Below are 24,174 nucleotides of genomic sequence, written 5' to 3'. Positions count from 1 at the left end.
GGTCAAGCCCATCCGCCTCCCACGTCGTCGCGCGCGACGACGCTCTCCTGGAGACCTGACCACCGTGGACGTGCGCTCCCCCGCCGGAGCCGTCGCCGGCGGGGAAGCGCACCGCGGGAGGTCAGACCGCGTACTGCAGGATGAACGGCGTGTCCGCCAACGCGCCGGCCGTGGTGTGGCAGCGGACCAGCACGAGCTGGTCGGTACCGAACGGACCCCATCCGATCGGCTTGCACTCGTTGGCGTTGCTCCCCTGCGCCGTCACGTGGACCAGCGCCTCCGCGCTCTGCTGCTTCGGCAGCGTCACCTGGTAGCTGCCGACCCCGGTGCGCAGGATCGTCGGCGCACCGGGCGAGTTGATCCACCACGGCGACGGTGCCGTGTAGCTGGGCGTCGTGGGCTGGTTCGCCCACAGGTGCGCCCGGGCGTGGTGCGTGCCGAAGATGGTGGAGTTGCTCGTGATCGTCACGTCGAACATGGCGTCCGCCGGGGTTCCGGTCGCGGAGAAGCACCGCACCTCGACGACCTCGTCGGCGCCCGACGCCCCGAACGTTGCGACCTTGCAGGCCTCCGCGCCGACCGTGCCCTGCGCGGTGGCCACCGCCGTGCCGCCGGTGAGCGCCATGGCGCCGAAGCGCACCTGGTAGACGCCCGCGGACTGACGGGTCACGGTGTTGGTGCCGCTGCGCGAGTTGAACGACCACTTCGGGTCGGGAACGTAGGACGGCGTGGTGGGCTGGCCGGCCCAGGCGTAGGCGATGACGCCGGAGTCGCTGTCCATCACCGGTAGCGCGAAGCTCATGCTGAACATCGCGTCCACGGCCGTGCCGTCCGCGGCGAAGCAGGTCACCTGCACCGTCTGGTCGGGACCGGACGGGAACCACGTCCCCACCCGGCAGGCGTGCGGGTCGTTGCCGACCGCCGACACGTGCACGGTGCCCGACTGGATGCCGTGGCCGAGGTTGGTCACCTGCACGGTGTACCGGCCCGTGCCGGTCCGGGTGACGGTGCTGTCGTGTCCGGTGGCGTTGCGTTGGCGGACCGGCTTGTACGAACCCACGAGCGGCTGGTCGGCCAGCACCCAGGCGTAGAGCCGCCGCGGCGCGGTCGTCTCGATCCAGGCGCGGATCGAGTTGTCGAACGCCTGGGCGTAGATGCCGGGCTTGTTCGGCAGTCCGCAGCCCTCGCCGCGGCTGACGACCCCGATCAGCTTGTCGCCCTCGAACGGCGAGTGCACCATCAGCGGTCCGCCGCTGTCGCCCTGGCAGGAGTCCTGCCCGCCGGCCATCGGTCCGGCGCCGATCTCCATCGTCGGGTTGAACGGCTTGGTCAGGTTGAGCGGCAGCGACGCCATCAGCGCGTCGGACTGGATCGGTACGTCGACCTCCATCAACTGGTTGACGGGGGTGAACGAGCCGAAGGACGTGACACCGTGTCCGATGGTCGTCGCCGTGTCGCCGACCTCGTGGTGCGCGGCGTCGGTGCCGTCGGCCAGTTCGATCGGGAACCGGTTCGACGGCGTCGCGAGGCGGATGAGCGCCACGTCGGCGTTCGGGTCCGGGTGCAGCACGATCTGGGCCGCGTCGTGCATCTGGCCCTGGCTCAGATCGGTCAGCACGGTGTTGCCGATGAACAGGTCGATGTCGGCCGGTGCGAGGTCGGGAGTCGGACTCGTGATGCAGTGCTTGGCGGTGAGCACCCAGTCGTCACGGATCAGCGAACCGCCGCAGTAGTGCTTGTCCAGGGTGCCGCCCGAACGCCGCAGGTTCTGCACCGAGACGAAGTGCGGGTACTCGCCGACGTCGGCCGGTCGACCACCCACGATGAATGGACCGACCGGCTCGGCGTGTGCCGCGCCGGTGCCGACCGCGAATGCCGCCGCCAGGGTCGCCACGCCGAGCCACGCGGCGACCCCCGCTCTCCAACGAATGCGCATCTGAAGCCCTCCTGCCGGACGTGCCGGCATTCCCGCATGGACCGCCCGGTCGGGCGGCGCATGCAAGGGCACCACCGCGGGGCGGCGGCGGCCATACGCAGTTCCCCGTACGCGTCGCCGACGCGCACACGTGGTCGGACGGCGGGGTGGCCGACCGTGTCCATGCCGCACCGGTGCGGCATGGACACACCGCCACGGCGGCGGGGACCATCGACGGCAACCCATGTCCGGCGGAGAGGAACGCGCATGCACAGACGTCTCCTGGCCACCGTCGCCACGGTCGCCGCGATCGCGGTCGCCGTGGGCGGTTGCGGCGACGGATCCGGCGCGAACGGATCGTCGGGACCGACAGGCCCGCCGACCGCGTCCGCCGCCACGACCGCCTCGCCGCGCGCCGTGGACAACACCAACCAGGTCTGTGCCGACGCGAAGGACCTCAGAGCCGAGTACAAGGAGAAGGCGGCCGACATCCTCACCCGGGCGGTGACGGCGGGCACGACGGATCCGCTGCAGTTCGATCGGATCATCGGCGAGATGGTCCCGCTCGCCAAGGACTACAAGGCCAGGTTCGAGGCGCTGGCGACCACCGCGACGGCCCAGCGGGTCAGGACCGCGCTCACCACGATGGCCGCGAAGCTGGACGGGGTCACGGCGGAGAACGCCTCCGACGCGGTCGCCGTCACCGAGGGCGTGCTCACGCGGGACTGCGGATGGGGGTGACCCCACGCGGGCGCGGACCGACGCCGCGGGCCCGCGGCCCGCGGCGTCGGTCCGGTCACGCGGGGATGGGCGCGTCCCGGCACACGGTGCCGGCCGGCGGGACCGTGAGGGCGAGCAGGAACGCGTACATGTGACCCTCGGCGCACAGGCTCTTGCGACGCGCCGTGTGGCCCTCGCCCTCCCACGTCAGCAGGTGACCGTTGTCCAGCACGCGCGACAGCGTCACCGAGTCGGCGTACGGGGTGTCGGGGTCACCGGTGTTGCCGACCACGAGCACGGGCGACGAGCCCGCCGCGTGGTACGGCCCGGTGTACCGGCTGCGCCGCTCGGCCGGCCACTGCACGCACGCCGGCGCGTGGGTCTGGTCGTAGGCCGGCGGGCCGTAGGCCATGCCCGGCGCGGTCAGCGGCGCGTCGGCGGCGGCGCGGGCCAGCTTGGCGCGCAGCAGCTGCATGCTCTGCGGGTAGACGCGGTCGGCGCACTCGACCGACACGTTGGCGGCGTTGAACCGCGTGTCGGAGTCGGGGATGACGTACATGAGCGGACCGGTGCGCGACTCCGCCGAGCGCAGGTCGGTACCGAGCACCGACCACCGGCGGGTGCCGGAGTTCAGGCGGAACGTCAGTTCCGACAGCATGGTCGCGCCGTTGACGACGATCCTTCCGGCCGCGTCGCGGACCGGGTTCGTGTCGAGGTCGGTCAGGATCGCCCGGATGCGGGCCGCCAGACGGGCCGTCGTCGAGCCGGGCACGGCGGCGGCGAACTGGCACTGCGCCGGGGTGGCCGCGCACCAGTCGAGGAAGCGGTACATCGCCGCCTCCGTGGCCACGTACTGGGCGTGGTCGTAGGAGTACGGGTCGTTGGCGTACCTGTCCGGGTCGTAACCGGCGTCCAGCACCACCGCGCGGGTGCGCTTCGGGAACAGGTTCAGGTAGACAGTGCCGACGTAGGTGGCGTAGGACTCGGCGAACAGCGTCAGCTTCGGGTCGCCGACGGCGGCGCGCATCAGGTCGAGGTCACGGGCCTGGTTCGCGGCGCCGACGTGCGGCAGCAGGTCGGCGGAGTTCGCCTGGCAGGCGGCGTCGAACTCGCGGGCGAGCCGCACCGCCGTGTCGAACGACGTGGTGGTCGGTGTGGTCGTCACCTGTGCCCACTGGGCCTGGTACTTCGGCGTGTCGAGGCAGGTGAGCGTCGGGCTGCTGCGCTGGACGCCACGGGCGTCGTAGCCGACGATGTCGAACTTCTCCCGGATCTCGGCCGGTGAACTGGTGGCGTACGACGAGACCCAGCCCCAACCCGACCCGCCCGGGCCACCGGCGTGCAGGAACAGGGTGCCGATCCGCTTGGCCGGGTCGGTGGCCGGTGCCTTGCGCACCTGCAACGTGATCGTGCGGCCGCCCGGGTCGCGGTAGTTCAGCGGGACCTGTGCCGCCGCGCACTGGTAGGCCGCGTCGTCGGCGCACGGCGCCCAGTTCAGGACGGGCACCGCCACCCCCGGCAGGCCACCCGCCGGGACGTCCGTCTTCTGTGCGAGGACAGGACCCGCCACCATGGATGCGGCCAGCACCCCGGCTGCCGCGGCGGTCGCGACAGCTCTGGCCTTGGTGAAAATACTCATGCACTGATAGACGGTTGGACATCTGTCGTTGGTTGCGGGTCCGGCCCGACACTCCGGCGTCGTCCACAGTGGACGTTCGGCACTAGCGGCTTTTCCGACGGCGCCGGTGGCGCGCTGCCGCTATGGTGGACCGGGCCGGCCGCGGGACTCCGGTACGACTTCCGAAATTGCCTCTGAAGCGATCCTTCGCAGCTCGTTCCGCCACTCCCCGGCCGGCCCTCCATGTCTGTGGAAGGGGCTGTTCCCGGAAGGGGCCGTCGGAAGGGGCCGAGGTGTCGCTGCGTGACCTCGTGGCATGCGAAGACGTCGTGATGTTCGTCAACGCCGCGATCGCGTCCACCGGGCAGCGGGAGTTCCACAGCGACGCCGCCACGCAACGGCTGTCGCTGGACTTCCTGCACGAGTACGTGCGCACCAACTACCGGCCGGTGTACGCGGCGTGCCTCGCGCTGGACATCAACGACCACAACGCCGGCCGGATCGTCGCGCACCTGCTGCGGACGTCGCAGGTCGCCGGCCCGGCCGAACGCGCGACGGAGGGCCGCCTGATCGCGGCCCGGCTCCGGCGGATGCCGCCGCAGCGGGTCTACCGCGTGTTCGCACAGCTGCGGACGTGGAAGGTCAACAACCGCCGCACGCGCGCGATCGTCCGCGACTGGCTGGCCGGGCGCAACGACCTCACCTTCGACGCGGTCAAGTACCGGCGCGGGCTGGCCGGAGCGGCGCGCCACGCCCACCTCGCGCTGCCCACCGAGGTCGGCGCCGCACTGTTCGACTGGCGCCGCCGCAAGCGCTACGACGCTCCGCTGCTCGAGACGTGGCGCCGGGCGCACTACGACCGGAGCGCGCTCTACGACCTGCCGTACACCGTCGCCGAGGGGCTGGCCGCCCGGCACGGCATCGACCGGAAGACGTTCCTCGACCGGATCGCACCCCGGCTGACCGCGCGGGAACGGCTGCGGCTGCAGGAGAGCGCCGCCCGGCTCGGTGTGACGGCCGTCCGCGACGAGGTTCCGCACGGATCGCTGACCCGGCTGGCGTCCTACGCGCTGGCGCTGCCCCGCCGCGACCGGGCCGCGCGGCGCGAGGAGCTGACCGCGGCGCTTCGCGACGCCGCCCGCCGGGTCGCCGGCCGCCGGGCCGGCACGTGGGGACGGGTGGTCGCCGTGCTCGACGACAGCTACTCGTCGGCCGGCTCGGGAACCAAGCGGCGCCGGCCGCTCGCGGTGGCCCTCGCCGCCCACTACCTGCTCGACGAGCTCGCCGCGTCGTTCACCGGGCTGTGGCTGGCCCACCGCGGCGACCCGCTGCTGGTGCACCCCTTCGGCGCCACACCCCTCGGGGAGCGGATCCTCGACGCGCTGGAGCTGCGGCCGGACCGCCTGGTCGTCGTGTCCGACGGATGGGACAACGCACCGGTCGGCCTCGCGGGTGAGGTGCTGCGGGTGTGGCGCACCCGCATCGACCCGGACCGGCGCACCGACGTCGTCCACCTCAACCCGGTGTACGAGGCCCACCGGTTCGACGTGCGACCGTTGGCTGGCGGGGTCGCCAGCGTCGGGATCCGTGACGCGGAGGACCTGCCCGCCCTGGTGGAGCTGGCCCGCTTCGGCACCGGTACGGCGGCGTTCGACGAGCTGCTCGGCTACCTCGACGAGCGGGTGTCCACGTTCCTGTCCGGGGAGGCGCCGTGAACCTGACCGGTCTGGTCGCCGGCCCACCCCAGGTGTGGGGCTCGGTACGCCTGGTGCCCCTGCTGCGTCCCGAGCCGATCACCGACCTCCGCCTGCACGCCCACCTGCGCGGCGACAACGAGCTGAGCATCGTCGACGTGACGCCCCGCACGTCCTACATCGCGTTCATCCCGCACGCGTTCGTGGCCACCTGGACCCGCGACGGCTCCCCCGCCGCCGCGTTCGGCACCCAGCTCGCCGACGCCGACGCCACGGGTGAGCCGCGCGGCATCCGGCTGCGGTTCGACCGGCGGATGGCCCGCGCCCGGCGCAACGAGCCCGAGCGGCTGCGCTTCCTGCCGCTGCACCTGGCCCTGGAGGGCTACCTGGCGCTGCACCTGGGCGGCCCGTCGGTGGCGTGGCAGGACTGGAGCGCCCGCGCGCTGCGGGTGGGGCTGTCGCCCCGGATCGAGGCCGCGTACGCGGGCACCTGGGTGCCCGGGCTCGACGACGCGATGCGCGTCTTCGAGATCCACCCCGACCAGTGCGGGATGATGCTGTACGTGGCCGACGCGCTCGCGTCGGCGTTCGTGGTGGGTCACCCCGACGACTACCGCGCCCTGCACCCGACGCTCCTGCGCGACATGTACGGCGAGCTGGTCTACCGGTACGCCGTGATGTACGACGGCGTCCCGGAGTTCCGCGCCCGCATCGACGACACGGCGGTGAGCTCGCCCGCCGACCTCCGCGCGGAGGTCGCGCGCGCCGCGGCGCAGTGGCACACGTTCCACGGCACCATGGCGGCCGGCCTCCCCGACGCGGAGACGTCCACTGTGGACAAGGTGTACCGGTTGGCCCCGTACACGTTGAGCCGCTTCCTTCCCACCTTCGACCCCGACCGGGAGAACCACATCGGCGAGCTGATCACCGACGGGTCGGGCCGGGTGGCCTACCTGAAGACGTTCCGTCTGTCGGCGGCACAGGCCAGGCGCGGGCACCTGCTGTCGACCCTCGCCCGGCACGACTGGAACCTCGACGCCACCGCGACCGCGCTCGGCAGCACCCGCGAGGACTTCGTGGGCCGGATGGAGCGGGCCGGGTTCGGGGCGCTCCTGCGACAGGACGTGCTCGACGCCGCCCGGGCCGCACGCCGGCGTCCGCCGCGGATCAACCGGCGCAGGTGACCCCCCGTCACTGTGACCGGCGCCGCCGGACCGTCCCCGATGGACGGTCACCGGTGGAGCGCCACCAGGCGTGGGTCCGCCGTGAGCGTGAGCCGGGCCAGGTCGCGACCGGCCCGGCAGATGCGGTCGCGCAGCGCCGCGTCCGGGTCGGCCACCTCGGCGGCGGTCGCGTAGACCGCGGTCGGCACCACGAGCGCCCGTAGATAGGTGAACAGCGGCCGGACGGTGTGTTCCAGCGCGAGTGCGTGCCGCGCCGTGCCGCCGACCGCCGCGAGCAGCACCGGCCGGTCGGCTAGGGCGGAGTCGTCGAGAACGTCGAAGAACATCTTGAACAGGCCGCTGTAGGACGCCTTGAAGATCGGGGTGACGGCGATCAACGCGTCGGCGTGACGGACCGCGTCGAGGGCCTCCCGCAGCGACGGCGGGACGAAGCCGGTCAGGAGGGCCTCGGTCAGGTCGTGGGCGTGGTCGCGTACCTCGATCGACCGGGCGTCCGCGTCGGGTGCGGTGGCCGCGGCCAGCCGTTCGCCGAGCAACCGGCACGACGAGGGCCGGCCGAGGCCGCCGGACACGATCGTGATCATCGGCCCACCTTCACGTCGGGCGCCCGCCGGCGCCGCTGCACGACCATCGTGAGCATGCCGAGCGCCACGAGCACGGTGCTGACCGCCAGGGTCACCCCGGGACCGGCGCCCCCGTGGCCGTGTCCGTCGCCGTCCGGCGCGACGCCGACGTCCGGCCCCGGCGCAAGGCCACCGGCCGCCGCCGGCACGGTACCGGCCTCGGTACCGGCGTCGATGCCGGCGTCGATGCCGGCGTCGATGCCGGCGTCGATCGCGAACCGCAGCATCCCCGAGACCGCCCGTCCGCCGGGAAAGACCGCGTGGTAGGCCACGAGGTACTCGCCGTCCCCGGTCAGGCTGACCGGCACCGACATCCGGTCACCGGCGGTACCGACCGCACCGGCCGGCACCCGGGTCCCGTCCACGGTGCCGATACTGAGGTGTGAGCGGGCCGGGTCGGGCCGGGCGCTGAACGTCAGCTCGATCCGGGCCGGCTGAACCACCAACCGTGCCCCGTCGGCGGGCAGCGCCGACACCAGCCGCGCCGGTCCGGTCTCGACGACCAGCGCGAGGATCAGCACCGACGCGGCGAGCAGCGCCACGGCGGCCGCTCCCACGCGCCGCCAGAAGAGCCGGTGGGACGGGGCACGGTCGGTGGTCATCGCGCGGAAGCCTTGCAGCTGCAGCGCATCCGCTCGTACTCGGCGGCGTTCGGCCGCATGTGCAGGTACATCGCCACGACCATCGGGACGAAGACGATCGTGTTGTAGAACAGGTGCAGCTCGACCCGCGGTGCGACCAGTTGCGCGACGCTGGTCGCCACCGGTTTGCCGGCGAGGTGCGAGCCGGTGATGGACTGCAGGAGGAGCAGCAGGTGCTCGAGGTGGTGCCATACCTGGATGCCGAATGCGATCATCCACCAGGTGCGGGCCCGGCCGACGAACCCGGTGCGCAGGATCCACAGCCCGACGAGCATCACGATCGCGTACCCGTAGTGCAGCCACTCCGACGTGACCAGCCACGGGAAGAACTGACCGAGCACGCCGCGCGCCTCGGGCCGGGGACGGCCGAGCCCCCAGATCTGCACGGCCTGCACGATGTGCTCGGCCCAGTGGGCCAGCACGATCACCATGAACACGTTGAGGGCTGCCCGGTGCCGGTCGACGTTGATCCGGGTCATCAGCGGCATGGCCGGATGCAGGGTGGTCATTGCTCCTCCAGTCAGACGGCGACGGGTGCGCCGTACGGGGCCAGCGCCCGCACCAGCGCCGCCGGCACGCGGGCCGGCTCGGTGTGTCCGTTCGGCCCGCGCATGCAGGCGATGCGTTGCCTACCGCGGGCGACGAGCCGGGTTCCGGCGCCGTCGACGCGCAGGTAGTCGAACTCCAGCTCCAGCTGGGTCTGTGCCAGTTCGGCGAGGCGCATGGTGACCACGAGGTCGTCGAACGCGGTGAGTTCGGCGAAGAACTCGCAGTCGACCTTCAGCGTGAAAAGCTTCAGGTCGCGGTTCAGGTCGGCGAGAACCTCGGGGGCGTGCTCCTTGAGGAACAGCTCCCGGCAGCGGCCCTGCCACCGCAGATAGTTGACGTAGTACACGTTGCCGACGAGGTTCGTCTCCTCGAATCCGACCACGTGCCGGTACTCGTAGCCCCGGTTCACGACCGTTCCTCCTTCACCAGCACCGCGACGACGACGGGGGCGTCGATGTCGCGGATCGTCGTCGTCCACGCCGCCACCCGCAGCGGTCCGGACGCCAGCACCGTCCACCCGTCGTCGCGGATGGTCAGGAGCGTGAGCGGTGCACCGGGCGGCGAGCCCGCTTTCCGCAGGCACTCGACGGCGCACCACACAGTGGTGGCCGCGTCGTCGGGCGGCTTCCGCAGGTGCCCGACGAGGGCGGCGTGCGGGCCGAGCAGGCCGGCCCAGTCGGCGGCCGACCGGTGCCGCACCGTCTCCAGGTCGCAGGCGAGCGTGCCGGTGCCGGCGACCGCGAGGGTCAGCGACGGCAGGTGGGCCGCCGACACCGTGACGCCGTCGACCTCCGGGCGGCCGTCGGGGCGGTACCGCACCTCGACGGGCCGGCCGACCGCCCGTGACAGCGCCGCCGCGGTTCCGTCGCGGCCGTCGCGTGCCTCGACCACGACCGCGGGGTCCACGTCGAGAACGTCGCCCAGCCGGCGCTGCAGGTGCGGGCCGAGCAGTGCCGGAACCCACGGCCCGGCACCGTCGGTGCGCCGGACCGCCCGCAGCCGCAGACCCTCCCAGAACTCCACGACCGTCCCGGACGCGTCGCGCACGGCGAGGTCGTAGACGAACGTGTCGCCGTCGTGCGACCGCTCGACCGCGACGAGCGTCACCCCGTCGAGCGCACCGGCGAGCTTCGGCCCGGCCGGGTGGATGCGCGTGACGCCGATGGGCAGCAGCGTGGCGTCGGGGACGCACACCTGGATGCCGTGCATGAAGGCGTCGCGCGCGCCCGGGTCGCCGAGCAGCAGTCGGCCGGGCAGGAACGCGCTGAACCACGTGTCGTCGGCGGTGCGGACCTCCGCCTCGACGGCGCGGGCCGCCATCCGCCGGTAGCGGTGCACCCGCTGGAACCGCCGTCCCTGGAACAGGGTCCCGTCGTAGAGGTCGCGGCCGGGGTCCAGGCCGATCGGCGGCAGGTCGGTCGCCGGTGGGCCGGCCGGCGGGTCCCACGGCCGGAACGACAGCCGGGCCCGGAAATGCTCGGCCGCGAAGGCGGTCTCGCTGCTGCGGATGCTCACGTCGACGGTGTCGGCGTCGACGGCCAGGGCCGCGATCCGCACGGTCGTCGCGCCGCCGGACGGCACCACGATGGGACGCAGGAACTCCGCGTTCTCGACCGTCGGCACCCCGGCGTGGTCTCCGAGCGACGTGGCGACCTGCGCCATCGCCTCCAGCCCGAACACGGCCGGGAACAACAGGTTCCCGTCGAGCCGGTGCTCGTCGAGGTACGGGTCCTTGACCGGGGTCAGCTCGACCTCGGTGACCAGTTCGACGCCGTGGTACCGCACGAGCTCCCGCTCGACGAACCGCAGCAACGGCAGCTCGGGCCGCTCGAACCGCACGGTGTCGACGTGGTCGACCCGTCCGGTGACCACGAGCGCCGGCGGCAGGTCGGCCTGGTCGAGGATGTCCCGCAGCACGGCCACCCCCTGCTCGGGGGTGATGGGCGTGACCCCGATCCCCTGCAGGGTCTCCACGACCGACAGCCGTTCACCCATGCCGACGCCCGACCACACCGACCACTCCAGGCAGACCGCCCGGCACCCGGGCCGGTCACCGGCCACCTGCCGGGTCAGGTCGGCCAGCCAGTCGTTGGCGGTGGCGTAGTGCGCCTCGCCGTGCAGACCGGCACGGCCGATGATGCTGCCGAACGTCACCAGCAGGCGCAGGGAGTCCAGGTCGACCGCGTCGAGCACGGCGCGCAGTCCGTCGATCTTCGGCGCGAGCGTGCGGCGCAGCGTCTGCGCGTCGAGGGTCGACAGCGACGCCGGCTCGTTGCGTCCCGCGCCGTGCAGCACCGCGGTCACCCGTCCGAACTCCGCCTCGACCGCGGCCACCGCCGTGCGCACGGCCGCCGGGTCGGTCACGTCCGCGCGGGCGTAGAGCGTGGGGACGCCCGCCGCGCGCATCCGGTCGAGGTTGGCGGACAGCGCCGCGTCGGTGGCGGGGTCGGACCGGCCGAGCACAGCCAGCCGGGCACCGGTGCGGGCGGCCAGGTCGAGTGCGCACTCGGCCGTGATGCCCTTGCCGCCACCGGTGACCAGCAGGACGTCGGAGGGGTCGAGCGGCGGCCTGCCGGCCCGCATCGGCCGCATCCGCAGCTGCGGCACCCGCCGGATCCCGTCGAGGTCGTAGTGGGTCTCGCTGAACCCGTCGGTGGCGGCGACGTCGGCCACCACCAGGTCCACAGTGGACGGTTCCAGTGGCGCGTCGACGATCGTGGTGCGCAGCGTCGGCGCCTCCAGGCGGGCGGTGCGGGCCATCGCGGCGGCGCCGCGGCCGCGTTGCAGCACCACCAGCCGCCCGCCGGCCGGCAGGGACGTGGCCGCCTTGACGCCGTCGAGCGCCAGTTCGAGATCGGCGGGCCCGCAGTCGGCGGGCACGCAGATCAGCACGCCGGGTCCGAGCCCGGCGCGGTCGAGCGCGGCGCGCAGGTCGGTCGCGAGCGGGTCCGGTCCGGCGAACAGCCGCCAGGGCGCGGTGGTCGCGCTGGTCGCGCTGGTCGCGCCGCTCGCGGCCGTGGTCACGACCTGGGTGGACGGGGGACGCGGTGCCGCCGCGAGGTGGACCTCGAACGGGCGGACCCACGGGCCGACCCCGTCGACGCCCGGTGCCGCCACGGGGCCGCCGGTGGCGGCGAGCTCGTCGAGCGCCTCGGCGAGCTGCCGCACGGTCGCGGTCGCGAAGTTCGTCGGCGCCTGCATCGCCGGCAGGCCCAGGTCGCGGGCGGCCTGGTTCACCAGCTGGCCGACGGTGATGGAGCTGAGGTGCAGGTCGTCGAGGAGCTGACTGTCGTCGTGGATGACCTCGACGGGCAGCTCGGCCCGTTCCGCGGCGAGGGTCCGCAGCCGCTCCAATGTGGACACCGGTGCGTCGTCGGGTTGCCCGGCCGTGCTCACGTCCGTCCCCTCGGATGCGCTGTCGACGACGGCCGGAACCGCCGCGGCGACCGCGGGTGCCGACTCGCAGGGGTTCTCGAAGAAGCTGAACGTGGCGTCGAGGGCGAGCGGACGGCTGAAGCGCCCGGCGGCGAACGCCCGGTGGTCCAGGGCGGCGCCGGCGACGTGGGCGGCGCCCAGCGCGGCGAGGAACCCGCCGAGGCTCCGGCTGTCGGTCTCGGTCGCGACGACCGGTACGTCGACGAGGTCACGCGCCATCCGCGTGAGGACATGCCCCGGTCCGACCTCGACGAACAGGTCGACCTCGGCGGCCGCGGCGGTGACCGCCTCGGCGAACCGGACCGGCTCGACGACCTGGCGGTTCAGCAGGTCGGCGACGTCGACGCCCGCCGGCAGGTGCGACCCGGTGACCGTGGAGACGATCCGACCGCGGAGCGGCGCGAACGACCGGCCGGCCAACCAGCCGGCGAAACGGTCGGCCGCGGGCGCCATCAACGGCGAGTGGAACGCGTGCGACACCGGAAGGCGCGCGGACTCGATCCCGGCCGCGGCGGCGGCCTGACACACCCGGTCGACCGCGGCCTTCGGGCCGGCGACGACCGTCTGCCGCGGGCCGTTGTACCCGGCGACGACGACCGGTTCGGCGCCGATCATCCGTACGGTCGCGACCGGATCGGCGGCGACACCGGCCATCGTGCCGGGCAGCCCGTGCGCGGACATCAGCCGGCCGCGGGCCGCGGCGACCTCCGGCAGCCCGTCGTCGTCGATGGCACCGGCCCAGCACAGGGCGACGATCTCGCCGAGGCTGTGCCCGACGGCGACGTCGGCCCGCACGCCGAGCAGGTCCAGCACCCGCAGACCGGCGAGCGAGCCCGCCGCGATGCGTGGCTGCGCCACGGCGGTGTCGACCGAGCCGTCGGCGCCGGTGACCTCGGCGCGGCGCAGCACCTCGTCGGCGACGGCGAAGCGCCGGTGCAGCGCGCCGCGCCCGCCGCCACGCCCGGACCCCTGCCCCGGAAACAGGAAACCGATGCGCGCCGGTCGGGCGGCATGGCCGACGAAGGCCCGTCCGGTGCGGTCGACCATGCCGTGCCGGCCCTCGTCGAGGGCCGTGACGAGATCGGTGAGGGCGCGGTGCGCGTCGTCGGGCGACCGCACCACGGCCGCGGCCCGGTAGGGCCGGTCGCGCAGGTCGCGCTGGAGCGCGGCGGCGAGATCGCCGAGCTGGGCGTAGCTGACCGTCGCCGCGAGCGTGGCGGTGGCGACCAGCCGGCCGCGCAGTTCGTCGGGGCCGTCCGCGTCGAAGAGCAGCAGTTCCGCGTCGTGCGCGGCGCTCGCGGTCACCCGCGGGTCCGGTCCTCCCCCGGCCGCCTCCGTCCGGTCGTCCGCCCCGTCGAGGACCAGGTGGGTGTTGATGCCGCCGAACCCCATGGCGGTCACACCGGCGCGCACCGCGACGTCGTGCGGCCACGGCTCGGCCAGCAGTGGCGTCCGCAGCGCGGGCCGCTCGCCGGTGAGCTCGGCGTGCGGGTCGACGCAGCCGGTCGTCGGTGGCAGCACCCGGTGGTGCACGGCGAGGGTGGCCTTGATGAGCCCGGCCACGCCGGCGGCGGCCTTGGTGTGGCCGATGACGGCCTTGACCGATCCGATCGCGGCCGCGGGCGCGTCCGGGTCGGCGTCGCGGCGGGCCGCGCCCAGCGCCCGTAGTTCGGTGGCGTCGCCGACCTCGGTGCCGGTGCCGTGCCCCTCGAAGTATCCGACGGTGTCGACGCCGACGCCGGCCCGCGCGTACGCGCGATGCAGGGCCAGCCGGTACCCGTCGGCCTCCGGCCGGGTGATGCCGCCGCGCCCGTCCGACGACATGCCCCAGCCGGCGATCGTCGCGTACACGCGTTGCCCGGCGCGGTGCGCGTCGTCGGCCCGCATGAGCACGACCATCCCGCAGCCCTCGCCGGGCCAGAACCCGTGGGAGCCGCGGTCGTACACGCGCATCTCGCGGGCGGCGAGCGCGCCGGTCTTGGCGAAGCCGACCAGCTCGAACGGGTCGATCGACAGGTCGACGCCGCCGGCGACGACCACGTCGGCGGTGCCGTCGGTGAGGTAGCGGCAGGCGGTGAGGACCGACAGGAGCGACGACGCGCAGGCGCCGTCGACGGTGTGCCCACCGCCGTTGAGGTCGAAGTGGTTGCAGATCCGGCCGGCGATGGTGTTGGACAGCCCGCCGGCGAGGGTGTCCTCGTCGACCGCCGGGAACGGGCTCTTGTAGTCGCGTTCGAGCTCGCGCAGGAACCCGGTGAGGTGCTCGGCGTCCCAGCCCTGCCGTTCGAGGGCGGCCGCGACCACCCGCCGCACGTAGGGCCAGCGCAGCCGCATGACGTTGGCGCGGGTGAACTCGCCGGTGAGCGTGTTGCCGACGACGACCGCGGTGCGCTCGCGGGGCAGGCCGTCGCCACCGGGGAACCCGGCGTCGGCGAGGGCGCCGGCCGCGACGTCGAGGGCCAGCCAGTGGGTCAGGTCGGTGGAGCGGTAGGTGCTGCCGGCGATGCGGTAGGCCACCCGGTCGAACCGGTAGCCCTCGATGAGTGCGGCGTACTGCGCGTAGAACCGGTCGGCGACCGCGGGATCGGCGGCGAAGTAGTCTGCCAGCCGCAGCCGTTGGGTCGGGATCCGACGGAACGCACGGCGCCCGGCCAGCACGTTCTCCCAGAGGTCGCCGGGCGATGCCGCGTCGGGGTACCGGCAGTCCATCCCGACGATCGCGATGCGGTTCATGTCCGCACGGCCTCTCGGCCGTTCGACGGCGCGGGTTCGCTGATGGTGACGACCGCGTCCGGCGGGGCCACCAGCAGCTCGGCCTGCCGCGACCGGCCCGACAGGTGCAGCGACCACAGGAAGGCGCCGCGGATCAGGCAGACCGTCGCCGTGGCGAAGAACAGGCCGTAGACGATGCCGGCGCCGGTGAACGCGCCGTAGACGGCCGCGACACCGCCGCCGAACGCCAGTTGCGACCAGCGGCCCGACGGTGTCGTGCCGGGGTCGGTGATCATGTAGTTGGTGAACAGGATGAACGCGACACCGGTCATCGTGCTGAGCGCCGAGACGGTCGAGTTGTCGAGCACCAGCCCGCGCACCACCGACTGGACGACGAACCCGCCCAGCCAGCCCGCGATCAGCCACATCCGTTTGGTGAGCTTGCCGTTGAGCAGCGTTCCGAGCGTGACGATGACGACCGGGATGATCCAGTCGGTCCAGCCGAACAGGTACTCGGTGAACTGGTACGGCGGGGCGATCGACACCCACGGGAACAGCAGCAGCACCACGGTGAGCCCGAAGTTCGACGGGTTCATGAAGTGGCGCATCTTCCCCGCGACCGGTGCCTGCAGCAGGAACTTGCCGCTGATCGCCACCATGACCCCGAAGATCATCACGAGAACGCGGTCGTTGACGTAGATCAGCATGTTCACCGCCAGCGCGGTGATGTGGGCCGGGTACAGGTACTCCACCAGGCCGCGCAGTCCGTTGCCCAGGAAGCGCGGCGGCCGTTTCTCCGAGGCCGCCTTGATCGTCTCCAGGGTCAGTTCGGTGGAGTAGGCGACCGCGAGGGCGATCAGCGGCCACGTGAACGCCTGCTCGAATCCGAGGAACGCGTATCCGGCGATGTTCAGCACGGAGATGGACACCGCGAAGTTGCGGAGGGCGATGACGCGTGGATCGCGTTTCGGCGTGGGTTCGGCGTTCACGACGTGACCTCCCTGGCCTCCGAGCCGAGCGTGACGTCGTGCCAGCCCGGGCCTGTCTGAAGTTCGTCCCGCCGGACCGCGCCGGTGCGGTCGCGCCAGGCGATGTCCACCCGTACCGGGCCGTCGATCCGGCCGAGTCCGAAGTGGACGTCGAAGCTGCGCTTGCCGGAGTGGCCGCTGCCGCCGTCGACGCGTCCGATGAGCACGCGCCCGCCGGGCAGGGTGACCCGCACCTGGGCGTCGACGACCGCGGACCCGTTGTCGTGCACCAGCCGCAGCCCGAGGAACCGGCCCGTCGACGGGCTGTCGTTGCGGTAGAACACCGGCGCGTCCCACTGGCGGGCGACCGCGAAGTCGAGCCGGCCGTCGCCGTCGGCGTCACCGGTGGCGATGCCGCGGGTCGGCACCGGGATGTCGAGTCCGAGTTCGCGGCTGACATCCTCGTACCGGCCGCCGGCGCCACGGACGTGGAACGCGAGGTGCTGCCCGCCGGCGATGTCGTCGCCCTGGCGCACGTTCGGCCACCAGAACGGGTTGGAGACGACCGCGTCGTTGGCGGTGGCCAGCTCCTGCAGCTGCGGCCACCGGTTCACCTCGCCCTTGACGAAGCCGGCGGTCTGCACCACGGCGGGCTCGCCGCTGTTGGCGAAGTCGCCGAACTTGACATCCCAGCTCCAGCCGCTCCAGGCCAGGCCGAGCGGTGCGCTGCGGTCGGTCCAGGGTGCGCGGCCGGCGGCGAGGTCCTTCCCCGGTGTCCCCGTCGTGGAGACGAAGGCGAAGTTGCTCTCCTGGATGCCGAACGACGTCGTGATGTTGCCGACGTACAGGTCGTGGACGCCGTCGCCGTTGAAGTCGCCGAAGTCCACTCCCATGCCCTTGAACGAGTCGTGGCCGATGCGCTTGGACTTCGGGGTGAACACACCGGGATCGGTCGACTCGAGGAGGGCGAGCCTGATGGCTCCGGGCGTCGACCGGTTGTGCAGGAAGCGGTCCGGGCCGAAGTCGTTGGCGACGTACAGCTCCGGAAGCAGGTCGCCGTCGAGGTCGGTCGCCGCCGCCGCGAGCGTCCAGCCGCGGGAGACGTCCTCGGCGAAGATGCCCTTCGTGCTCTCGTAGGTCGCCGTCGGTGCCCGGTCGGGTGCGGCGGCGCCGGCGCCCGTCCACCGCAGGATGTGGTTCTCGCCGGCGTTGAACGCCACCGACAGGGAGGTGTTCATCACGACGCCGCCGCTGACGGTGTCGTTGAGCACCGGGCCGTCGGGGAAGTAGTTGCCGATGAAGATGTCCTGGTGTCCGTCGCCGTCGAAGTCGGCGACGGCCGCGGCGTTGGTGTTCCACAGGGGGCCGGTGTAGATGCCGCCGGAGGACTGCGTGGCGACGAGCTCGACCGGTTCGTAGGAGCCGGCCGACAGTTTCCCGGTGTCGGCCTTCGCCAGGAACAGCACGGGTGCCCGGCCCCACCAGTAGACCAGCAGGTCGGTGCGGCCGTCCTCGTTGAAGTCACCGGGTACGCAGCCCATCGGCGCGACGTACGGGTTCATCGGCAGGGGCGCGGGGTCGAGCGCGAACGAGGCGTAGCGGTCGTCGCCGCGTCCCGGTGTCGGCGCGACGACGACGCGGTCGATGCGCACGTCGGTGAGGCACAGGTCGTTGGGCAGGCCGTCGCCGTCGAGGTCGTTCATGGCGATCCCGGCGCCGACCGAGGAGATCCAGGCGCGGATGCGCTCGTAGTCGCGGTTGACCCTCCGGATCGTCTGCTGCGGGAAGCCACCGGGGATCGAGATGGCCAGGGGCGTGAAGCGGTACGGCGCGGCCAGGTCGCGGCGGTCGGCGGCCGACGCCTCGGGCAACCGGGCGACGAGGAAGACGGTTGCCAGCAGCACGAGCGCGACGACCGCGGTGACGTGTCTCCGGAGGTGATGAGCGACGGACATCTAACGCCTCCCGATCGATGCGAACTCCGTGGCGATGCGCCGTTTCCAGGTTTCGTACGGTGTCGCGGCGCCGGCCGCGTCGGCGCCGGGCAGGTCGACGCGGGCGCGGTCGGTGACTGCAGCGGCGGCGCCCGGTGCCATTCCGCAGAACACGTCGGTGGCCAGTGCCGTGTGCGCAGTGTCCAGACCGGCGTGCACGCGCGCCTCGGCGGCGAACGCCGATCCCTGCGCGAGGTGTGGAGCGTGGTCGCCGGCCTTGTCCCGCAACGCCTGCAGCTCGGTGCGGCCGACGCCGCCGGCGTAGGTCGCGGCCAGACCGGTTCCGGCGTACAGGTCGGCGCGGCGGGCCCGGTCGAACCCCTCGATCGTGGCGACGACCCGGCCGACGTCGGCGCCCTCGACGAACCACAACGCGCGCCCCACGCCCTGGTCGAACACCCGCGCCGCGGCGTGCGACGGCCACCCGGGAACGGCGTCGCGTTCCTGGCGTCGCACGTACCGGTCGGTGCGGAAGTACGCCTGGTGGAAGCCGTAACCGTCGAGGGCGAGCCATCCCAGCAGCGGATCGGCTTGATGGATGCGGCGCCACAACGGCCGCGGCAGCCGCGCCATCGCCCACCCGATGCCCACGTGGACCATGTAGACGTGGCGGCTCCCGCCGCCGGCGAGCAGTTCGCCGACCCGACGCACCCGGCCGGGCGTCACCGCGTCGAGGATCGCGAAACACATCGCGGCGCCCTCGTAGGCGAAGCCCCGCAACGGTTTCTCCACGGTGTCGAGCCGGGTCGCGGCGTCGGCCGCGCCGGTGGCCTGCGCCGCGTACCCGAAACCGGTGAGGAACGTGTGCCCGATCGATTCGAGCAGGTCCCGCGACCGCGGGTCGCCGACGCGGAATCCCCGCGTCGCGAATGTCGCCTCGGACATGTTCGGGGTGAGTAGGCGTCGCCGGAGCGCGCGCCATTGACCGGGCATGGACCACCTCCGAGTGGCGGAGCCGGGTGATTGTTCGATTTCCGCGACGCGTACACCCGCCGGTGTTCCACCGTGGCGGCGTCGAATGATTGGTGGCGAGGGCCTGATGTAGTTACTGATTCCTATACTTACAGTTGATAGCGGCCATAGTCAACGGTCACTGGAAACCGCTGACTCCGCAGCGGCGATCGATTGTCTTTTCGGGCAGAAACCAGCATTTCCTGAGGCCGGGCGGCATTCACGTTCGCTCCGCAACGGACGTGTCTCTCCGGCGGAACAGTCTATTAACATGAAGCGATTACTCCCGGAACAGCGGCCGGTGCCGCATCCATCCGTGACCGAACCACATCTCTCTGGATTCTGTCTGGATGGCGATTGGATCGGTCGGGTAAGGTTTTGGTACCAATCCGCCCAACGGCCGTGGATCCGCCGCAAGTCGGCGCCGCCCGCACGTCCGACAACCCCTGGCTGGCACGCATGTGTTTCCGCCAGGTCCCTACACTGTTACGTATCGACCATCGGGGGAGGACGCGATGTCGGAGAAGCGGCAGTACGGGCAGTTCTGTGGTCTCGCGTCCGCGATGGACCTCGTCGGCGAGCGGTGGACGATCCTCGTCGTCCGCGAGCTGCTCATCGGCCCGGGCCGCTTCAGCGACCTCATCGACAACCTGCCCGGGGTGAGCCCCAACATGCTGGCCGACCGGCTCCGGTTCCTCACCGAGCAGGGCGTCATCGCGGTCGACAAGGTACCGGGCGACGCGCGCGGCAAGCTCTACCGGCTCACCCCGCTGGGCCTGCAGCTGCGCCCGGCGATCCACGGGCTGGCCCGGTGGGGCATGAACTTCCTCACCGAGGAAGACGCCGCACGCTCGGCGAGCCGGGCGGCCTGGGGTTTCCTCGCCGTGCAGACGATGATCGACGTGGGCACGCCGACCGGGGTCGACGAGGAGTACGAGTTCCAGGTCGACGAGGAGGTCTTCTCGATCGCGGTCCACGACGGCACGGCCACCGCCCACCGCGGACCGGCCGAGAAGGCCGCACTGGTCATCCGGGCCGACGCCGAGACGTTCATCCGCGTCGGCGCGAAGTTGCTGAGCCCGATCGAGGCCGTGCTCACGGGGAAGATCACCGCGGAGGGTGACCCGGAGGCGATCCAGCGCTGCACGCAGCTGCTCGGCCTCGCCGCGTGACAGGCCGCCCGGGCACGGCGGTACGTCGCCGCCGCCGGCCGGGGCCGGCGGTGGCGACGGGTGACCGCTACGCGGCGGCGGCCGCCGTGCGGTGACGCCTGCTCCACCAGATCAGCGCGACCGCCGTTCCCACCACGCAGTACGCGCCGGCCAGCTGGAACGCGAACGCCACCCCTCCGGTCGCGATGATGACGCCGGCGAGGGTCGTGCCGAGACCCGAGGAGATGGAGTCGGCCGCCGAGGTGATCCCGAAGGCGCGGCCGGTGCCGCCGGCGGGTGCGTGCCGGGCGATGAGCGCGTACGTCACCGGCACCGCCACGGCCATCAGCAGGCCCTCCACGACCGACAGCACGATGGCCAGCCACACCGTGCCGGTGTAGGCGTAGGCGAATGCCAGGAGACCGAGCAGGATCGCCGCTCCCCCACTGACCAGCCACCGGTTGGTGTTCGGAAGCACCCGATCGGCGTAGCGCGACAGCACGACGACGGGAATCATCGTGGCCACGAACGACCACGCGATCACCAGGTTCGACGCGCCGAGGCCGCGCAGGAACAGGCCCCACAGCACGGCGTACACGCCGTACATGGTGGCGCTGGTGGTCACGAGCGCGACGATCGGCGCGATCGCCCGCCCGACGGACGCCATCGTGGCCGGCTCGTCCGTGGGCGCGCTCCCCTTCTTCGACGGCGGCGGCGCGCCGTCGGGCACCGCGGGCCGCCGCAGCAGGAACGCCACCACCGTCGCGGTGCTCAGCATCGCGGTGGCGAACCAGGGCGCCGCCGCCGTCCCGTCGACCACGACGAGCCCGACGAGCAGCGGACCGATCAGCGCACCGGTGGTGCCGACGCTGTTGAGTGTGCCGAACGTCCGCTCGTGCCGCTCCTTCGGCGTTCCGAGCGCGATCGCCGTGCGCAGCGCGGTGTTCGCCGTTCCGGTTCCGGCCGCGGAGACCAGGTACGCGGGTCCCATCAGGGGCCAGGCCGGCGCGAAGATGAACGCCAGGACGCCCACCACCGCCACAGACAGCCCGCACACCAACGCGCGCCAGGCGCCGAACCGGTCGATGACCTTCCCGGAGACCAATCCGGCGGCGGCCGAGCCGAGAGCCGCGAACACCATCACCGCGCCGATGTAGCCGACCGGCACGCCCCGGTCGACCAGGTACGGCGCGACGATCGCGATCGTGCCCATCTGCGAGGCCCGGGTCAGGAACGTCACCGAGTACGCGCCGCGCGGCGAGATCGACCCGCCCACCGGAACGGCCGTCGCGGCCGGTGCGGTCACCGGCACGGCGCTCACTCCCGGCTGCCCGGCTCGACGATGCCGACGGTGCGGCTGTTCGGCGCCATCGCCAGCACCCAGAACCGCAGCCGGTTGAGCAGGCCCGGCGCCCACAGGCCGCGGGCCGCGTCGAGGTCGTCGGCGCTGAGACCGCGGTGGTTCACCAGCACCAACGTCGCCCGCGGCACCGGCCACAGCCGGATCGTGGCGTCGCTGCGGGTGGTCCGCCACGCTGCCGTTTCCAGGGCCACGGTGACGTACTCGCCCTCGACCTGGGCCGCCGACGTCCCCGACACGCCCAGGTCGGGCACGTGCCAGCGCACGCCGTCGACGGTCTCCTCGACGTCGGCGCCGGTCCAGTCGCGCAGCGCCGCCGGTGCGGTGAGGCCGCGGAACACCTGCTGCGGGGTGCCCTGCTGCATGATGTCGCTGACCAGCACGTTGTGCGAGCCGTCGGGGTAGCGGTAGGTGGGGTCCTGCTTGCTGCCAGGACGGTAGGTCAGGGTCACGGCGTGGCCTCCTCGATGAAGGGGCCGTGGCCGGTGACGGCCACGGCCCCGGGTGGTGGATCAGGCGCGCAGGTTGCGGAACTCCTCGGCAACCGACATGAACTGCTCCTCGCGCAGCGAGGCCTCTTCCTCGCAGGCGCCCGCGCTGGCCTCGATGCCGGGGCCGAGCGGGAACGCCTTCTGGAACTGGATGCCGACCTGCGGCGGGACCTCGTACGCCTCGACGCCGACGCCGAGACCGGTGACCTGGCCGGCGACCAGGCGCTTGCCCACGTACACGTCGAAGATCGCGTTGTAGACGATGATCGCCGGGAAGTCGGCCGCGGCCGTCTGGGCGATCGCGAGGCTGCGCGGCTGCTGCACGTCGGACAGCGTGATGGTGACCCACTCGGACAGGAACTCCGAGTAGCCCGCCACCTCCCACGTCTGGATCTGGAACTCGAACTGCCGGTGTCCGCCGGCGTTGGTCACCGGGGCGCCCCGGTCGAGCTGCAGCACGGCCGTCATCTTGAGGATCTCCTTGAACTCCCCGTCGACGACGATCGGGATGTTGAGCTCGGAGCGCTGGTACTCGGTGCCCGCGACCGGCGGGAACTCGGTCTGCGGCGCGAGCTGGGTGAGCTGTGGTGAGGTCATGACGACTTACTCCTCGCTTCCCACGTATCGTGGGACCAGGGTCACGCCGAGCGGCGGACGAGCGCCCCGCTGGCAACGCGGAGGGTGCGTCCCACCCGCCGTTCGGTGTGGCCGCCTTCTTGTCCCGGCTCCGCGGCCGGAGACATCTGTGGCGGCGCGCCGCGGCCGGCCGCGTGGGCCGGTCCCGCGAGCACGCCGGTTTCGGGATCGCCGGTTCCGTCGAGCGCGGCGGTGATGCGCGCGGCGTCGACCCGCAGCGACCGGCCCGGCTCCAGGTCGGGCGCGTGGAACATCAGGTCGGCCAGTGCCGTTTCCAGCACCGACCGCAGCCCTCGGGCACCGGTCGCCCGGGCGTGGGCCCGCTCGGCGATGGTGGTGAGAGCGTCCGGCGTCAGCTCGAGCACGTGGCCGTCGAGGCGGAACAGCTCCTCGTACTGGGCCACCAGCGAGTCGCGCGGTTCGGTGAGCACCCGGCGCAGCTCGGCCGCGCCGAGCTCGTCGAGCCGCACGATCACCGGGAACCGCCCGACGAACTCGGGCAGCAGGCCGAAGGTGATCAGGTCGCCGGGTTCGGTCCGTGCGGTGGTGTCGGTGGTCCGGGCCGTCGTCCGGCGCGCGCTTTCGAACCCGAAGGTGTCGGACGCGGTACGCGCGCCGCTGATGTCGTCGAGCCCGACGAACGCGCCGCCGGCCATGAACAGCACCTCGGACGTGTCGAACCGGCGCGGCTCGCCGGCGCGGGCGGTCGGGTCGGTCTGACGGCCCTCCAGGGACACCATCGTGCCTTCCAACGACTTGAGCAGGCCCTGCTGCACACCCTCGCCCGACACGTCGAGACCGGCCGTGGCCTCGCGGCGGGCCAGCTTGTCGACCTCGTCGAGGAACACGATGCCGCGCTGGGCGGCCGCGAGGTCGCCGTCGGCGGCGATGACGAGCCGGCGGAAGACCGACTCGATGTCCTCGCCGGCGTAGCCGGCCTGGGTCAGCGAGGTGACGTCGGCGACGACGAACGGCACCGCGAGCGTGCGGGCCAGCGTCTCGGCGAGCAGCGTCTTGCCGGTGCCCGACGGTCCGATGAGCAGGATGTTCGACTTCGCCAGCCGCACGCCGCCGGGTTCCCGTCCGGGCTGCCCGGCGCGACCGACGCGCTTGAAGTGGTTGTGGACGGCGACGCTGAGCATCCGTTTGGCGGCGTCCTGGGCGACCACGTGCCGGTCGAGCTCGGCCACCAGTGCCGTGGGTGTCGCGGTGCCGGCACCCGCCCGCCGGGTCGCCCGGCCGGCCAGAGCGGCCAGGCCGGCGCGGGCGCAGTCGGGGCAGATCGCGGTACCGGTGCCGGTGATGAGCGCGTCGACGCCGTATTCGTTGACTCCACAGAAGGAGCAGAAGAGAAGGCGACGTTTGGGTCCAGCCATCGTTCCCCCTCGAGCGGAGGCGAGTTGGTATCGAGAATAGTAGTAACCTGATTCGTCAAGTGTCAATGGAGCCGTGAATGCCATCCCAGGCAACAGATACTGATCGACACTGAACGACATCTTGTCCCAATGCTTTGGAAAGCCATACCATCCTGC

General features: G+C 72.5%; 18 protein-coding genes. 4 read left to right on the top strand and 14 right to left on the bottom strand.

The window, feature by feature from the left end; translation table 11 throughout:
* Positions 1-121: 121 nt before the first annotated feature.
* Positions 122-1,936, bottom strand: a complete 1,815-nt coding sequence (locus tag Voc01_RS28590) for a S1 family peptidase (RefSeq protein WP_203930674.1) — start codon at positions 1,934-1,936, stop codon at positions 122-124.
* Between the two features lie 246 nt (positions 1,937-2,182).
* Between Voc01_RS28590 and Voc01_RS28585 the strand changes: the two genes are divergently transcribed.
* The gene (locus Voc01_RS28585) at positions 2,183-2,656 is read left to right on the top strand and encodes a hypothetical protein (protein WP_203930673.1); all 474 of its coding nucleotides are present in this window, start codon (positions 2,183-2,185) and stop codon (positions 2,654-2,656) included.
* Between the two features lie 55 nt (positions 2,657-2,711).
* Here Voc01_RS28585 and Voc01_RS28580 read toward each other — a convergent pair whose 3' ends face one another.
* Positions 2,712-4,274 (bottom strand): alpha/beta fold hydrolase, encoded by a 1,563-nt coding sequence (locus Voc01_RS28580; RefSeq protein WP_203930672.1) that lies wholly within the window; start codon positions 4,272-4,274, stop codon positions 2,712-2,714.
* A gap of 272 nt (positions 4,275-4,546) precedes the next feature.
* On the opposite strand from Voc01_RS28580, the gene Voc01_RS28575 reads away from it, so the two are divergent.
* Positions 4,547-5,968 (top strand): hypothetical protein, encoded by a 1,422-nt coding sequence (locus Voc01_RS28575; protein ID WP_203930671.1) that lies wholly within the window; start codon positions 4,547-4,549, stop codon positions 5,966-5,968.
* Positions 5,965-7,131, top strand: coding sequence for an ARPP-2 domain-containing protein (locus tag Voc01_RS28570; RefSeq protein WP_203930670.1), 1,167 nt, complete (start codon positions 5,965-5,967; stop codon positions 7,129-7,131). The genes Voc01_RS28575 and Voc01_RS28570 overlap by 4 nt, the downstream gene beginning before the upstream one ends.
* Before the next feature lie 47 nt (positions 7,132-7,178).
* Here the strand turns inward: Voc01_RS28570 and Voc01_RS28565 are convergent, their stop codons facing one another.
* Genes Voc01_RS28565 through Voc01_RS28530 form a run of 8 tightly spaced genes read right to left on the bottom strand, consistent with a single transcriptional unit; the run spans position 7,179 to position 18,986 of the window.
* On the bottom strand, positions 7,179-7,715 hold the full coding sequence (locus Voc01_RS28565) for a CE1759 family FMN reductase (RefSeq protein ID WP_203930669.1): 537 nt from the start codon (positions 7,713-7,715) through the stop codon (positions 7,179-7,181).
* Positions 7,712-8,356: a copper resistance CopC family protein gene (locus Voc01_RS28560; protein ID WP_203930668.1), complete on the bottom strand. Its 645-nt coding sequence runs from the start codon at positions 8,354-8,356 to the stop codon at positions 7,712-7,714. The genes Voc01_RS28565 and Voc01_RS28560 overlap by 4 nt, the downstream gene beginning before the upstream one ends.
* Positions 8,353-8,904, bottom strand: coding sequence for a hypothetical protein (locus Voc01_RS28555; RefSeq protein WP_203930667.1), 552 nt, complete (start codon positions 8,902-8,904; stop codon positions 8,353-8,355). The genes Voc01_RS28560 and Voc01_RS28555 overlap by 4 nt, the downstream gene beginning before the upstream one ends.
* Positions 8,905-8,915: 11 nt before the next feature.
* Positions 8,916-9,353, bottom strand: coding sequence for an acyl-CoA thioesterase (locus Voc01_RS28550; RefSeq protein ID WP_203930666.1), 438 nt, complete (start codon positions 9,351-9,353; stop codon positions 8,916-8,918).
* The gene (locus Voc01_RS28545; RefSeq protein ID WP_203930665.1) at positions 9,350-15,112 is read right to left on the bottom strand and encodes a type I polyketide synthase; all 5,763 of its coding nucleotides are present in this window, start codon (positions 15,110-15,112) and stop codon (positions 9,350-9,352) included. The genes Voc01_RS28550 and Voc01_RS28545 overlap by 4 nt, the downstream gene beginning before the upstream one ends.
* On the bottom strand, positions 15,109-16,080 hold the full coding sequence (locus Voc01_RS28540) for an enediyne biosynthesis protein (RefSeq protein ID WP_203930664.1): 972 nt from the start codon (positions 16,078-16,080) through the stop codon (positions 15,109-15,111). The genes Voc01_RS28545 and Voc01_RS28540 overlap by 4 nt, the downstream gene beginning before the upstream one ends.
* The gene (locus tag Voc01_RS28535; protein ID WP_203930663.1) at positions 16,077-18,014 is read right to left on the bottom strand and encodes a CRTAC1 family protein; all 1,938 of its coding nucleotides are present in this window, start codon (positions 18,012-18,014) and stop codon (positions 16,077-16,079) included. Before Voc01_RS28535 ends, Voc01_RS28540 begins: the two co-directional genes overlap by 4 nt.
* The gene (locus Voc01_RS28530) at positions 18,015-18,986 is read right to left on the bottom strand and encodes a DUF1702 family protein (RefSeq protein WP_203930662.1); all 972 of its coding nucleotides are present in this window, start codon (positions 18,984-18,986) and stop codon (positions 18,015-18,017) included. It lies immediately after the preceding gene.
* Positions 18,987-19,519: 533 nt separating this feature from the next.
* Here Voc01_RS28530 and Voc01_RS28525 point away from each other — a divergent pair.
* Positions 19,520-20,176, top strand: a complete 657-nt coding sequence (locus Voc01_RS28525; RefSeq protein ID WP_203930661.1) for a winged helix-turn-helix transcriptional regulator — start codon at positions 19,520-19,522, stop codon at positions 20,174-20,176.
* Positions 20,177-20,243: 67 nt separating this feature from the next.
* Here the strand turns inward: Voc01_RS28525 and Voc01_RS28520 are convergent, their stop codons facing one another.
* From Voc01_RS28520 to clpX, 4 genes are read right to left on the bottom strand one after another with little or no spacing between them, the layout of a single operon-like run.
* Entirely contained in the window at positions 20,244-21,476 is a 1,233-nt protein-coding gene (locus Voc01_RS28520) for an MFS transporter (protein ID WP_203930660.1), read from the bottom strand.
* The gene (locus Voc01_RS28515) at positions 21,473-21,967 is read right to left on the bottom strand and encodes an SRPBCC domain-containing protein (RefSeq protein ID WP_203930659.1); all 495 of its coding nucleotides are present in this window, start codon (positions 21,965-21,967) and stop codon (positions 21,473-21,475) included. The genes Voc01_RS28520 and Voc01_RS28515 overlap by 4 nt, the downstream gene beginning before the upstream one ends.
* Positions 21,968-22,027: 60 nt before the next feature.
* Positions 22,028-22,603, bottom strand: a complete 576-nt coding sequence (locus Voc01_RS28510) for a hypothetical protein (RefSeq protein WP_203930658.1) — start codon at positions 22,601-22,603, stop codon at positions 22,028-22,030.
* 41 nt (positions 22,604-22,644) lie between these two features.
* On the bottom strand, positions 22,645-24,018 hold the full coding sequence (clpX, locus tag Voc01_RS28505; RefSeq protein WP_203930657.1) for an ATP-dependent Clp protease ATP-binding subunit ClpX: 1,374 nt from the start codon (positions 24,016-24,018) through the stop codon (positions 22,645-22,647).
* Between the last annotated feature and the right edge of the window lie 156 nt (positions 24,019-24,174).

This window comes from Virgisporangium ochraceum, assembly GCF_016863655.1.
Taxonomy (GTDB): domain Bacteria; phylum Actinomycetota; class Actinomycetes; order Mycobacteriales; family Micromonosporaceae; genus Virgisporangium; species Virgisporangium ochraceum.
This window is presented reverse-complemented; position numbering and strand designations above follow the sequence as displayed.

Bases quoted from the DNA above. Each gene is read 5' to 3' on its own strand.
- Voc01_RS28590 (WP_203930674.1), bottom strand. From the start codon at position 1,936: ATGCGCATTCGTTGGAGAGCGGGGGTCGCCGCGTGGCTCGGCGTGGCG.
- Voc01_RS28585 (WP_203930673.1), top strand. From the start codon at position 2,183: ATGCACAGACGTCTCCTGGCCACCGTCGCCACGGTCGCCGCGATCGCG.
- Voc01_RS28580 (WP_203930672.1), bottom strand. From the start codon at position 4,274: ATGAGTATTTTCACCAAGGCCAGAGCTGTCGCGACCGCCGCGGCAGCC.
- Voc01_RS28565 (WP_203930669.1), bottom strand. From the start codon at position 7,715: ATGATCACGATCGTGTCCGGCGGCCTCGGCCGGCCCTCGTCGTGCCGG.
- Voc01_RS28560 (WP_203930668.1), bottom strand. From the start codon at position 8,356: ATGACCACCGACCGTGCCCCGTCCCACCGGCTCTTCTGGCGGCGCGTG.
- Voc01_RS28555 (WP_203930667.1), bottom strand. From the start codon at position 8,904: ATGACCACCCTGCATCCGGCCATGCCGCTGATGACCCGGATCAACGTC.
- Voc01_RS28545 (WP_203930665.1), bottom strand. From the start codon at position 15,112: ATGAACCGCATCGCGATCGTCGGGATGGACTGCCGGTACCCCGACGCG.
- Voc01_RS28535 (WP_203930663.1), bottom strand. From the start codon at position 18,014: ATGTCCGTCGCTCATCACCTCCGGAGACACGTCACCGCGGTCGTCGCG.
- Voc01_RS28530 (WP_203930662.1), bottom strand. From the start codon at position 18,986: ATGCCCGGTCAATGGCGCGCGCTCCGGCGACGCCTACTCACCCCGAAC.
- Voc01_RS28525 (WP_203930661.1), top strand. From the start codon at position 19,520: ATGTCGGAGAAGCGGCAGTACGGGCAGTTCTGTGGTCTCGCGTCCGCG.
- Voc01_RS28510 (WP_203930658.1), bottom strand. From the start codon at position 22,603: ATGACCTCACCACAGCTCACCCAGCTCGCGCCGCAGACCGAGTTCCCG.
- clpX (WP_203930657.1), bottom strand. From the start codon at position 24,018: ATGGCTGGACCCAAACGTCGCCTTCTCTTCTGCTCCTTCTGTGGAGTC.